This is a genomic window from Arthrobacter sp. StoSoilA2 (assembly GCF_019977195.1).
GTDB lineage: Bacteria > Actinomycetota > Actinomycetes > Actinomycetales > Micrococcaceae > Arthrobacter.
This window is the reverse complement of sequence record NZ_AP024643.1, coordinates 1,807,832-1,820,192: the sequence shown is the minus strand read 5'-3', so window position 1 is coordinate 1,820,192 and position 12,361 is coordinate 1,807,832. Positions and strand designations below refer to the sequence as shown.

Genomic DNA, 12,361 nt, shown 5'->3' with positions numbered 1-12,361 from the left:
AGTTCACGCCCGGTTGCGTGGCCGCGCTGCTTTGTACCGTGACACCGTGGGATCATCTTCGATCCAGAAGCGCCACGGGTAGTCCGTACTTCCACCGGGACCAGCTACCCCAACCCGCGGTCCGCTGGCCACGGCCGCTACCGGCGTCTTGGGCAGCCAAAAGCTGAACGGTGAGGCGAGCGCGTCACGGCCCGTGTCCGCCGTCGTAAGTCCCAGCGCCGATGCCAGGCGTGCAGGCCCACTGGCCAAGTCCTTGTGCGTTTTTGAGGCAGGCCTCCGTACCGTGGCAAGCCCCTCGCCTTCTACAATCTCGCCGGCCCGCAGAAGCAACGCCGACGGCGAGCCTGCTGGACCGCAGACGATGTTGGCGCAGTAGTGCATGCCGTAGGTGAAGTACACGTACAGGAAACCCGGTGGTCCGAACATCGGCGCGTTACGGGCCGTGGGACCGCCGAAAGTGTGCGATCCGGGATCGGGGTGTTCGGAATCGCGAGGGCCCATATAGGCCTCCACTTCAGTGAGTCTCACCGCGACTCGACCGGCTTCGGAGTAGTGGGTGAGCACCGCGCCAAGGACCAGTGGAGCGATGACACGGGGGTCGCCTTCGAGGAACTTACGCACTTTTTCGGGATCGCTGACTCCCTTCTCCATGGACGAGCTCATGCCCAGACCCTAGCAAAAATCGTGAAACGGCCATGTCCGATTTCCGCTAGCAGCGGACGTGCACTCCTGACAGGATGAAGGAATGGACTTCTGGCAGCGCTACAGGGCAATTGACGCCCGCGACACCCGCTTCGACGGACAATTCTTCACGGCCGTCAGCTCGACTGGTATCTACTGCCGGCCGTCCTGCCCAGCCCGTACGCCGAAGGCCGAGAATGTCACGTTCTACGAGACATCGGCCGCTGCCCACGAAGCCGGGTACCGGGCTTGCAAGCGATGCCTGCCCGAGGCCGTCCCCGGAACACCGGCCTGGAACATCCGATCCGACGTTGCCGGCCGTGCAATGCGCCTGATCAACGACGGCGTTATCACTCGCGAGGGGGTCGACGGCCTTGCGCACCGCCTTGGCTACTCCGCGCGCCAGCTCAACCGCATCCTTAGCCACGAACTTGGCGCCGGCCCGCTCTCACTGGCACGGGCCAGCAGGGCGCAGACAGCAAGGACGCTGTTGGTCTCAACGAAGATGCTCCTCGCGGATGTCGCCTTTGCCTCGGGGTTCAATAGCGTGAGGCAATTCAACGACACCATCGGCGAGGTTTTTGCGATGACCCCGACGGCGCTGCGAGCCACCGGTGCGAAATCGGGAGTACGCAGGGGTGCCGGGGAGGCAAGCGACGGGACACCAGCCGCTCTGACGTTGAATCTGCCATATCGGGAGCCCTTCGACCCGGGAATCTTCGATTTCCTGGCGGTTCGTGCTGTGCCGGGCATCGAGTCGGCAAGCACCGGACACGACGGAACCAGGACCTATGCCCGAACCCTCCGCCTCCCGCGCGGCAACGCCACGTTCTCGGTGGCCTACAGCCCCTCAAGGCAGGGCAAGCCATTGCAGTTGTCGGCTACGGTGGTGGACCTCCACGACCTCCCGGTGTTGTTGAGTCGTGTCCGCAGGTTGTTCGATCTGGACGCCGACCCAGAAGCGATCGACGACGCCTTGGCGATGGACCCCCGGCTCAAAGGGAGCATCAAGGAGGTTCCCGGAATTCGCGTGCCAGGAGCAGTCGACCCCCAGGAATTGCTGGTCAGGGCTCTGATCGGCCAGCAAATCACCGTTGCTGCTGCCCGGACGGCACTGACCCAATTATCGGCCCTCGGCTCCCCGATCGACGGCGGTGTCCCCGGCCTGGATCGCCTGTTTCCGACCGCGGCGGAACTCGCCGAAGACGCGCGCACCCTGCTGCGGGGACCCCAGCGCCGCATCGAGTCAGTGGTTGCCGTGGCCGAAGCGATGGCCACAGGGGCCCTCGAGTTCGGCTACGGCGACGTCGTTGCAGGACTGGAGCGAAAGTTGCTGCCGTTACCAGGAATTGGGCCTTGGACCGTAGGGTATGTCGCCATGCGCGTGCTGGGAGCGCCCGACGTTTTCCTGAGCAATGACGCGGCCGTTCGAAACGGGTTGCGGGTCCTCCCTCCTGGTCCCGGCCTCACCCCTGAATTCCGGGAAGTCAGTCCTTGGCGGTCCTACGCCACCATGCATTTGTGGCGGGCGGCAACGAAGCCCAAACACTCGTAGCTCCCGTTTCCGCTCTCACATCCCGGCGCCCTTCCGCGATCCTTCTCTCACATCCCGGCGCCCTTCCGCGATCCTTCTCTCACATCCCAGCGCCCTTCCGCCATCCTTCACTCACATCCCAACGCTCTTCCGCCATCCTTCTCTCACATCCCGGCGCCATTCGCCGTTTCCTCTCTCACATCTCAACGCCCTTCCGCCATCCTTCACTCACATCCCAACGCCTTTCGCCGTTTCCTCTCTCACATCTCAACGCGGCAGGAAGTGAGAGAGGAAACGGGAAAACGCCGCGGGAAGTGAGAGAGCGTCGCCGGAAAAGCCTCAGGATCTGAAAGAGCGTCGCCGGAAACACCTCAGGATCTGAGAGAACATCCCCAAGGGACAAGGACTCGCAGCTCCCTTTCGTCTCCCATAACCCCGCGTCGGCATTCAGCCGGGTGCCGACGTCGCACCGCTCCCCCGGTGCATCAGGACGTTAGCGACCACGACCCAAAAAACGGCACGAAGTGAGAGAAGGACGGCCGAAACTCGTCAGGAAGTGATAGAGCACCGGCCGAAACACGTCAGGAAGTGAGAGAGCACCGGCCGAAACACGTCAGGAAGTGAGAGAACATCCGCCGAAACACGTAAGGAAGTGAGAGAAGGACGGCCTAGCCGGCAGGTTGTGCCGCGGGCCATGGGAGCAGCTCGGGCAGGTCGACACCGTCGGCCGCCGCGGTAGCTCGTAGGCTTCCCAAGCTCGGTTCGCGGCCGGCGAGCCATGCCGCGATGTCCGTGAGCATGCCCGTAATGGCAATCGAGGTGCCCCCGTGGCCAATGACCCGCTGCGGCAGTCCTGTGGGCTGCAGGACAAGTTTGTACTTCTCCGGAACGCGTGCTTCGAGGAAAGTGAACAGGTGCTCGCAGAAGGGCCGGCTCCAGGTTTCAGGCCCATATCCCAGTCCAAGATCCGATGCATGGATGGTGAGTTCGCGCCACAGTGCCAGACCGCCGTCGAGGACTGTTCCGTCCCGGTAGCTGATGCGCGCTTCCCAGTCGGCTGGTTCCAGTGCGTCAAACGCCGCCAAGGCACGAGACAGCGCGGTGTCAACGGACTCCTTATGGTCTGCGAGGCTGTGTCCGGCGGCCAGCTCGATGGCCTTGTTGCGGCCGTCCATGCCGCCGTCGTACAGTTCCACGGCCTCACCGCGCCGGGCGTACTCGAGCTGGCGGGCCATGGCGCGCGAAATCCCGGCAATATGGGCGAGGACGTGGCCACGGGTCCAGCCCGGGAGCTCGGACGGTTGCGGGACGGATGCCTCGTCCATTTTGGTGAGGAGGCGGGTAACGATGTCGGCGGCTTTGTGAAGCTCTGCGGGCAACGCCCCAGTGGTGATCTGAGTCATAGCGCCATGCTAACGCACCCCTTAAAGCCCTGTGGGACGGCACGTGATGTGCCATCCCACAGGATTGATGGTGCGTTTAGCTGGCGTAGCTGCGTGCTGCATCCAGTTCTGCCGTGAGCGCCACCAATTGGCGTTCGACGGCGGCCGGTGCAGTTCCGCCCTGGGAGTTGCGGCTGTTGAGCGAACCCTCAGTGCTGAGCACGCTGCGGACCTCGGGAGTCAAGTGCTCCGAGATCGCTGAATACTCTTCATCCGTCAGGTCCCACAGCTCAACCCCACGGCTTTCAGCCTGCTTGACCGCGGCACCCGAAAGCTCGTGTGCTTCACGGAAGGGAACGCCCTGGCGGACGAGCCATTCTGCGATGTCAGTGGCCAGCGCAAAGCCCTGGGGAGCCAGGGACTCCATGCGCTCGGTGTTGAACTTCAGCGTGGCGATCATGCCGGACACGGCGGGAAGCAGCAGCTCCAGGGTGTCGGCGGCGTCGAAGACCGGTTCCTTGTCCTCCTGCAGATCGCGGTTGTACGCGAGCGGCAGGCCCTTGAGCGTTGCCAGCAGTCCGGTCAGGTTGCCGATGAGGCGCCCTGCCTTGCCGCGCGCGAGCTCGGCAACGTCCGGGTTCTTCTTCTGCGGCATGATCGAGGACCCGGTGGAGTACGAGTCGTGCAGGGTCACGAAGGAGAATTCCTTGGTGGCCCAGAAGATGACTTCCTCGGAGATCCGGGAGAGATCAACGCCAATCATGGAGCAGACCCACGCGAACTCGGCGAAGACATCGCGGGAGGCGGTGCCATCAATCGAGTTGTGGACAGCCGAGAAGAAGCCAAGATCAGCTGCAACGGCCTCGGGATCCAGCCCCAACGACGAACCGGCCAAGGCACCCGAGCCATACGGCGAAACGCCAGCACGCTTGTCCCAGTCCTGGAGTCGCTGTACATCGCGCAGCAGCGCCCAGGCGTGTGCCAGAAGGTGATGGCTCAGCAGCACCGGCTGCGCATGCTGCAGGTGCGTCCGGCCAGGCATCGCCACACCCTGGTGGGCCTTTGCCTGCTCCACGAGTGCGTCGATGGTGGCGAGGACACCGCTGGCAATGATCCGGGCATGGTCGCGCAGGAACATGCGGCCGAGCGTTGCCACTTGATCGTTGCGGGAACGGCCCGCACGGAGCTTGCCGCCCAATTGTGTTCCGGCACGCTCGATCAGGCCACGCTCAAGTGAACCGTGAACATCCTCATCGCTCTCGGCCGGGAGGTAGGCACCGCTCGCCACGTCCTCGTCCAGCTGGTTGAGGGCGGCAAGCATGCCTTCAAGTTCGGCGTCGTCCAGCAATCCGGCCTTCGCCAGCACGCGGGCGTGCGCCTTGGAGCCGGCGATGTCATAGCGGGCCAGCCGCCAGTCAAAGTGCGTGGACTTGCTCAATGCTGCCAGCGCATCCGCGGGGCCGCCGGCGAACCGGCCGCCCCACAGTGCGCCTTCGTTTGTTGCGGACGTCATTATTCGCCCGAGACCCGCAGGTCGCGGCCGGAGGCAACCTTGGAGGACATGCCCCACAGCTCGATGAAGCCGCGCGCCATGGACTGGTCGAAGGTGTCGCCGGTGTCGTAGGTAGCGAGGTCGAAGTCGTACAGCGAAGTCTCGGAGCGACGACCGTTGACGATTGCCTGGCCGCCGTGGAGGACCATGCGGATGTCGCCGGAGACGTACTTCTGGGTGTCCTCGATGAACGCGTCCAGGGAGCGCTTCAGCGGGGAGAACCACTGGCCGTCGTAGACCAGCTCGGCCCAGCGCTGGCCAACGGTGGCCTTGAAGCGGGCCTGCTCGCGCTCGATTGTGACATCCTCGAGGTGCTTGTGGGCGGTGATCAGCGCCATTGCACCCGGTGCCTCGTAGATTTCGCGGGACTTGATGCCAACGAGGCGGTCCTCGACGACGTCGATGCGGCCAACGCCCTGCGCGCCGGCACGGCGGTTCAGTTCCTGGATGGCCTGCAGCGGGGTGACCTTCACGCCGTCGATGGCTACCGGCACGCCGGCTTCGAAGGAAATGGTGACCTCGTCCGGCGCCGGCGGGAACTCCGGGGTGGCGGTGTAGTCGTAGATGTCCTTGGTAGGTGCGTTCCAGATGTCCTCAAGGTAGCCGGTCTCGACGGCGCGTCCCCAGACGTTCTGGTCGATCGAGTACGGGTTCTTCTTGGTGGTCTCGATCGGCAGTCCCTTTTCCTCGGCGAAGGCAATCGCCTTGTCGCGGGTCAGGGCGAGGTCGCGGACCGGTGCGATGCACTTCAGGTCCGGGCCGAGCGTCTGGATGCCAACTTCGAAGCGGACCTGGTCATTGCCCTTGCCGGTGCAGCCGTGGGCGACGGTGGTGGCACCGAATTCGCGGGCAGCCTTCACGAGGTGCTTGACGATCACCGGACGCGAAATGGCAGACACCAGCGGGTAGTGACCCTGGTAGAGGGCGTTGGCCTTCAGCGTCGGCATGGCGTATTCGTTGGCGAATTCGTCGCGGGCGTCGGCAACATAGGCCTCGACGGCGCCGCAACCGAGGGCGCGCTGGCGGATGGTCTCCAGGGACTCGCCGCCCTGTCCGACGTCGACGGCCACAGCGATGACCTCGGCGCCGGTGGCTTCACCGATCCAGCCGATGGCTACGGACGTATCGAGGCCACCGGAGTAGGCCAGAACAATGCGCTCAGTCACGAGAGTGCTCCTTTGTTGTTGCTTGGTTCATTTGAAATCAATGCTGCGTAAATCGGTTGTTGCCACCGCGGGCTAGTTTCCCGGTCCGGCTTCCTCGGCCATTCGCAGGAAACGGGCCGCCAGTTCGGCTCCGCCGTCGGGATCCCTGGCAACCAACAGCAGAGTGTCGTCGCCTGCGATCGTACCCAATACCGACGGCATTACGGAGTGGTCGATGGCCAATGCCAGGAAGTTCGCTGCCCCCGGAGGTGTTCGCAGGACAACAATGTTGCCCGAAGCCTCGGCAGTTACGAGCAGCTCACCACACAGCCGGGAGAGCCGCGCGTCCAGGATTTCCTGCGTGACGCCGCTTTTAGCGTTGCGGTCACCGCCCTCCCCCGGAACGGCATAGACCAGTGCGCCTTCCTTGCCGCGAACCCTCACCGCGCCAAGTTCCACAAGGTCGCGGGACAGCGTGGCTTGAGTGACCTGAACGCCGTCGTCCGCCAGCAGGGCTGCAAGCTCTGCCTGGGAACGCACGGACTCACCCGTCAGGATCGCGGTGATGCGCGCCTGGCGGGCAGTCTTGGTGGCCGGGCTGGCGCCCGGAACCGACGGATTCGTGGACACTAGAACGTGCTCTCCCCAGTGCCCTCGACGGGAGAAAGACCTTCCACGAACGCGAGTCCGGAACGGTGCATCAGCCAGGCCATGAGTGCCTTCTGGGCATGGAGTCGGTTCTCAGCTTCGTCCCAGACGATCGACTGCGGGCCGTCGATGACGCCAGCGGAAATTTCATAACCGCGGTAAGCAGGAAGGCAGTGAAGAACGACGGCGTCCGGCGCGGCCTGCGCCATGGCGGCCTCATCCACGGAGTAGTCGCGGAAGAGCTGCAGCCGGGCTTCCTTCTCGGCTTCCTGACCCATGGATACCCAGGTGTCCGTTGCCACGACGTCAGCGCCTTTAAGGGCTTCGGCAGCATCGCTGGTGATGAGCACAGAGCCGCCCGTCTCGGCGGCACGCTCTTGTGCAGCAGCCACAATCTCCGGGGCCGGCAAGTAGCCAACGGGACCGGAAATACGGACGTGCATGCCAGCTGTGACGCCAGCCAGAAGGTAGGAATTGGCCATGTTGTTGGCCGCATCACCGAGGTAGGCCATGCTCAGGCCCTTCAGTTCGCCTTTGTGCTCCTTGACCGCCAGGAGATCCGCGAGGAGCTGGCAGGGGTGGTAGTCGTCGCAGAGGGCGTTGATGACCGGGACCTTGGAGTTCTCCGCCATGGCAACCAGGCCCGAGTGGGCCCCGGTCCGCCACACGATGGTGGAGACCATGCGCTCAAGGACCTTGGCGGTGTCCTCCACGGATTCCTTATGCCCGATCTGTGCTTCGCCGGGGTTGATGATGAGCGCGTTGCCGCCCATGTCCGCGATGCCGGTGGCGAAGGAAACACGGGTACGGGTGGAGGTCTTGTCGAAGATGACGGCGACGGTCTTCCGGCCATTGCCATCGGCCGCGAAAGGTTGGACGCTGTACGGCGCCGCTTTCATGCGGGCTGCGAGCTCAAGAACCTCGGCCTGCTCAGCAGCGCTCAGGTCGGTGTCCTTGAGGAAGTGACGGGTGGTGGATGTAGTCACTGTGCGTCCTTAGCAGTTTGGGCGGTAGCCGTTGTAATGAGCTCAGGCAGTGCAGCCAGGAAACGGTCTGCCTGCTCGATGGTGAGGATCAGCGGCGGTGCCAGCCGGATGGTCTTTGGCCCCGGGCTGTTGATGATGAACCCGGCGTCAAGGCCTGCAGTAACCATGGCAGGAGCTACATCGGCATTGACGTCGAATCCGATAAGGAGACCTTCACCGCGGACCTCAGTCACGGCGTCCACCCGGGCAAGACCCTCGCGTAGGTGTGCCCCGACACTCAGGACGTTCTGGAGGACACTTTGGCTCTCGATCGCGTGGAGCGTGGCAAGGGCAGCAGCCGTGGCCACGGGATTTCCACCGAAAGTGGTTCCGTGCTGCCCGGCGGTGAGCAGGGCCGACGTCGTGCTTCCGAAAGTAATCAACGCACCGACCGGGAAGCCGCCGCCAAGTCCCTTGGCAAGCGTGATGGCGTCGGGGACAATCCCCGCGTCTTCGCTGGCCAGCCATTTGCCGGTCCGGCCGATGCCGGTCTGGACCTCGTCCAAAATCAACAGGGCGCCGGCCGCCGTGGTGGCTTCGCGGGCTGCCTGCAGATATTCGGCGCTCAGCGGCCGGACGCCCGCTTCGCCTTGGATTGGTTCCAGGAAGACGGCTGCCGTGGATTCGTCGACGGCGGAGCGCAGGGCTTCGATGTCACCGAACGGAATGTGGACCACGCCGCCGGGCAGGGGCTCGAACGGTGTCCGGTAGGCCTCTTTTGCCGTGAGTGCGAGCGCACCCATGGTGCGGCCGTGGAAAGCGCCTTCGAGGGCAACAATCTTGGTGCGCTCGGCGTCGCTGTTCCGGCGGGCCAGCTTGAACGCTGCCTCGTTGGCTTCCGTCCCGGAGTTGGCAAAGAAAACCTTGGATCCGGCGGGAGCATTGGTGATGGCCAGCAGCTTTTCTGCCAGAGCGATCTGCGTGGGGCTCGTGAAGAAGTTGGAAACGTGTCCAAGCGTGGCGAGCTGGCTGGAGATCACCGAGGTGACGAAGGGGTGGGCGTGGCCCAGCGCGTTCACGGCGATGCCACCGAGGAGATCCAGGTACTCCTTCCCGTCGGCGTCCCACACGAGGCAACCCGCGCCGCGGACCAGGACCCGCTGGGGCGTGCCGAAGACACCCATCAGCGACGAGTTGTAGCGGGCCAGCCAGTCAGCGCCTGAGCTGTGGCCAGTAATGGCGTCTGTTGGGGATTCCACCAGTTCTGCTTCGTTCGCGGTCATGCGTTCACTTCCTCGTCAGGGACAACTTGGGTGCCGATGCCCGCGGTCGTAAAGGTTTCCAGCAGGATTGAGTGCGGCAGCCGGCCATCCACGATGTGCGCGCGTTCCACGCCTTCGTCGATCGCTTTCAGGCATGCAGCCATCTTGGGGATCATGCCCGACTCGAGCTTGGGCAGCATCTCGCGGAGTTCGGATGCAGTCAGCGAAGAGATCAGCGACGATTTGTCCGGCCAGTTCGCGTAGAGGCCCTCGACGTCGGTCAGGATGACCAGCTTGGAGGCGCCCAGCGCAGAAGCGACAGCTGCAGCCGCGGTGTCTGCGTTGACGTTCAGGACCTGGCCGGTAGTGGGACCGGAACCGTTGCCGTCGTCGAGGATTTCCGGGGCGACCGTCGAGATCACCGGGATGCGGCCGGCGTCGAGGATGTCCGTGATCCCGGCGGGGTCCACGCCTACAACTTCGCCCACCAGGCCGAGGTCAACTTCCTCGCCGTCCACCACGGTTCCGGTGCGGACTGCGCGCAGCAGGCCGCCATCCTCGCCGGACATGCCAACCGCATACGGACCATGGGAATTGATGAGGCCCACAAGTTCACGACCCACCTGGCCGGTGAGGACCATGCGCACCACGTCCATGGCTTCCGGAGTGGTGACGCGCAGCCCACCCTTGAACTCGGACTCGATGCCGAGCCGGCCCAGCATGGAGTTGATCTGCGGACCGCCGCCGTGCACCACCACAGGGTGGATGCCCACGTGGTGGAGGAACACGATGTCCTCGGCGAAGGCACGCCGAAGGTCATCGTTGACCATGGCGTTCCCGCCGTACTTGATCACCATGGTGGTTCCAGCGAAACGCTGGATCCAGGGCAAGGCCTCGATCAGCGTGCCCGCTTTGTCCTGGGCTGCTTCGGCCGAGACGTGGCTCGCGGACGTGGTTTCCCGGGTGTGCGCAGTCATAGTCATCCGCTCAGCTCGAGTATGCACTGTTCTCATGCACGTAGTCGTGCGTGAGGTCATTGGTCCAGATGGTTGCCTCGGCGTCGCCGGCCTGAAGGTCGATGTCGACGCGCACCTCACGCGGTTCCAGGTCCACCAGGTTGCGGTCCTCGCCGATGCTGCCGTTGCGGCAGATCTGCACGCCGTTCATGGACACGTTGAGCTGGTCCGGCTCGAACACGGCATCGGTGGTGCCCACGGCAGAGAGTACCCGGCCCCAGTTGGGGTCCTTGCCGAAGATGGCCGCTTTGAAGAGGTTGGAGCGCGCAACGGCGCGGCTAACGATCTCGGCGTCGCGTTCGCTTGCCGCGTTGAAGGTACGGATGGCGATGTCGTGGCTTGCACCTTCGGCGTCGCCGATGAGCTTACGGGCCAACTCGGCGCAGACCTTCGTAATGGCCTCGCTCAGCTGTTCCGCAGAGGGCAGTGCTTCGGAGGCACCCGAGGCCATCAGCACCACGGTGTCGTTGGTGGACATGCAACCGTCAGAGTCGGCGCGGTCAAACGTGACACGCGTGGCATCGCGGAGGACGACGTCGAGCTCGTCCGCCGGTACCTCGGCGTCGGTGGTGAGGACAACAAGCATGGTTGCCAGGCCGGGGGCCAGCATGCCAGCACCCTTGGCGATGCCGCCAACTGTGAACTGCTTGCCTTCGGCGTCGGTTCCTGTGAAGACGGCCTCCTTGGAGACGCTGTCCGTGGTCATGATCGCCGTGGCAGCGGCCGAACCGCCGTCTGCCGAAAGCTCGCCGAACGCGGTTTCAACGCCCGGAAGGATCTTGTCCATGGGCAGTTGCTCGCCGATCAGGCCAGTGGAGCAAACCACGACGTCGGAAGCTGAGACTCCCAGCACTTCGGCCACTTTCTCGGCCGTGGCATGCGTGTTCTGGAATCCCTGCGGGCCAGTGCAGGCGTTGGCTCCGCCGGAGTTCAGGATCACGGCGTCCACACGGCCATCGCTGACCACCTGGCGTGACCAGTGAACCGGAGCAGCGGCTACGCGGTTTGAGGTGAAGACGGCGGCAGCGGACTTTCGCGGACCGTCGTTGACGACGAGGGCCAGGTCCGGGTTGCCGGAAGCTTTGATGCCGGCTTTGATGCCGGAAGCCCGGAATCCCTTCGGTGCGGTAATGGTCACGGTGCAACTCCCTCCAGGTTCAGGCCGGCGGTTTCGTCCAGGCCGAGGGCTATGTTCATGGACTGCACGGCTCCGCCGGCAGTTCCCTTGGTGAGGTTGTCGATAGCGCACGTGACAATGACGCGGCCGGTGTGTTGGTCGAAGGCCACCTGCATGACTGCGTGGTTGGAACCTTGCACTGACTTGGTGCTGGGCCACTGGCCCTCGGGGAGAAGGTGGACGAACGGCTCGTCGTCATAAGCTTCCGCCCAGGCTTGGCGCAGTTCGGCGTAGGTAACTCCGTGCCCGACTTTCGCAGTGGCCGTGGTGAGGATACCGCGACTCATCGGAGCCAGGGTTGGAGTAAAGGACACTGTCACCGGCTCGCCGGCGGCATTGGAAAGCCCCTGCTCGATTTCCGGCGTGTGGCGGTGCCCGCCGCCAACTCCATAGGGGCTCATGGATCCCATGACTTCGGAGCCGATCAGGTTGACCTTTGCCGCCTTGCCCGCACCGGAGGTACCAGAGGCCGAGACAATTACGACGTCGTCAGTCAGGAGGAGGTTATTGTCGAACCCCGGCGTCAAGGCGAGCAGGGCCGACGTCGGGTAGCAACCCGGAACGGCGATGCGCTTGGCACCCTTGAGGGCGTCGCGCTGTCCCGGCAGTTCAGGGAGCCCATACGGCCAGGTCCCGGCGTGGGCCGAGCCGTAAAACTTTTCCCAGGCAGCCGGATCCTGCAGGCGGTGGTCCGCTCCGGCGTCGATGACTACTGTGCCTTCCGGCAATTGGGCAGCGATCTCCGCAGAAGCGCCGTGCGGGAGGGCCAGGAAGACGACATCATGCCCGGACAGGTTCTCCACAGTGGTGTCTTCAAGAATCCGGCTCGCCAAACCGTGGAGATGCGGCTGCAACTCCCCTAGTCTGGAACCGGCGTTGCTGTGCGCAGTGATCGCACCGATAGTGACGTTCGGATGGCCCGCAAGCAGGCGCAGCACTTCTCCCCCGGCGTAGCCGCTGGCACCGGAGACGGCAACAGAAATAGTCATAGCTCCACTG

11 protein-coding genes are annotated in these 12,361 nt (G+C 64.2%); 1 reads left to right on the top strand and 10 read right to left on the bottom strand.

Annotated features, from left to right (window positions below; all coding sequences use genetic code 11):
- Nucleotides 1-3: 3 nt before the first annotated feature.
- Entirely contained in the window at nucleotides 4-651 is a 648-nt protein-coding gene (locus tag LDN82_RS08370) for a DNA-3-methyladenine glycosylase (RefSeq protein WP_224167501.1), read from the bottom strand.
- A 94-nt stretch (nucleotides 652-745) separates the two neighbouring features.
- Between LDN82_RS08370 and LDN82_RS08365 the strand changes: the two genes are divergently transcribed.
- Nucleotides 746-2,236: an AlkA N-terminal domain-containing protein gene (locus LDN82_RS08365; protein WP_224167026.1), complete on the top strand. Its 1,491-nt coding sequence runs from the start codon at nucleotides 746-748 to the stop codon at nucleotides 2,234-2,236.
- Nucleotides 2,237-2,883: 647 nt separating this feature from the next.
- On the opposite strand, the gene LDN82_RS08360 is transcribed toward LDN82_RS08365, so the two are convergent.
- From LDN82_RS08360 to argC, 9 genes are all read right to left on the bottom strand, one after another.
- Nucleotides 2,884-3,618: a maleylpyruvate isomerase family mycothiol-dependent enzyme gene (locus LDN82_RS08360; RefSeq protein ID WP_224167025.1), complete on the bottom strand. Its 735-nt coding sequence runs from the start codon at nucleotides 3,616-3,618 to the stop codon at nucleotides 2,884-2,886.
- A 76-nt stretch (nucleotides 3,619-3,694) separates the two neighbouring features.
- Nucleotides 3,695-5,110: an argininosuccinate lyase gene (gene argH, locus LDN82_RS08355; RefSeq protein ID WP_224167024.1), complete on the bottom strand. Its 1,416-nt coding sequence runs from the start codon at nucleotides 5,108-5,110 to the stop codon at nucleotides 3,695-3,697.
- The gene (locus LDN82_RS08350) at nucleotides 5,110-6,315 is read right to left on the bottom strand and encodes an argininosuccinate synthase (RefSeq protein ID WP_224092452.1); all 1,206 of its coding nucleotides are present in this window, start codon (nucleotides 6,313-6,315) and stop codon (nucleotides 5,110-5,112) included. Before LDN82_RS08350 ends, argH begins: the two co-directional genes overlap by 1 nt.
- A 72-nt stretch (nucleotides 6,316-6,387) precedes the next feature.
- Nucleotides 6,388-6,924: an arginine repressor gene (locus LDN82_RS08345; protein ID WP_223936621.1), complete on the bottom strand. Its 537-nt coding sequence runs from the start codon at nucleotides 6,922-6,924 to the stop codon at nucleotides 6,388-6,390.
- Entirely contained in the window at nucleotides 6,924-7,928 is a 1,005-nt protein-coding gene (argF, locus tag LDN82_RS08340; protein ID WP_224167023.1) for an ornithine carbamoyltransferase, read from the bottom strand. The genes LDN82_RS08345 and argF overlap by 1 nt, the downstream gene beginning before the upstream one ends.
- Nucleotides 7,925-9,190 carry an acetylornithine transaminase gene (locus LDN82_RS08335; RefSeq protein WP_224092443.1) on the bottom strand — a complete coding sequence of 422 codons (1,266 nt, stop codon included), beginning with the start codon at nucleotides 9,188-9,190 and terminating at the stop codon, nucleotides 7,925-7,927. Before LDN82_RS08335 ends, argF begins: the two co-directional genes overlap by 4 nt.
- Nucleotides 9,187-10,146, bottom strand: coding sequence for an acetylglutamate kinase (gene argB, locus LDN82_RS08330; RefSeq protein WP_224167022.1), 960 nt, complete (start codon nucleotides 10,144-10,146; stop codon nucleotides 9,187-9,189). Before argB ends, LDN82_RS08335 begins: the two co-directional genes overlap by 4 nt.
- Nucleotides 10,147-10,156: 10 nt before the next feature.
- Entirely contained in the window at nucleotides 10,157-11,323 is a 1,167-nt protein-coding gene (gene argJ, locus LDN82_RS08325; protein ID WP_224167021.1) for a bifunctional glutamate N-acetyltransferase/amino-acid acetyltransferase ArgJ, read from the bottom strand.
- Entirely contained in the window at nucleotides 11,320-12,351 is a 1,032-nt protein-coding gene (argC, locus tag LDN82_RS08320) for an N-acetyl-gamma-glutamyl-phosphate reductase (RefSeq protein ID WP_224167020.1), read from the bottom strand. The genes argJ and argC overlap by 4 nt, the downstream gene beginning before the upstream one ends.
- Nucleotides 12,352-12,361 lie beyond the last annotated feature (10 nt).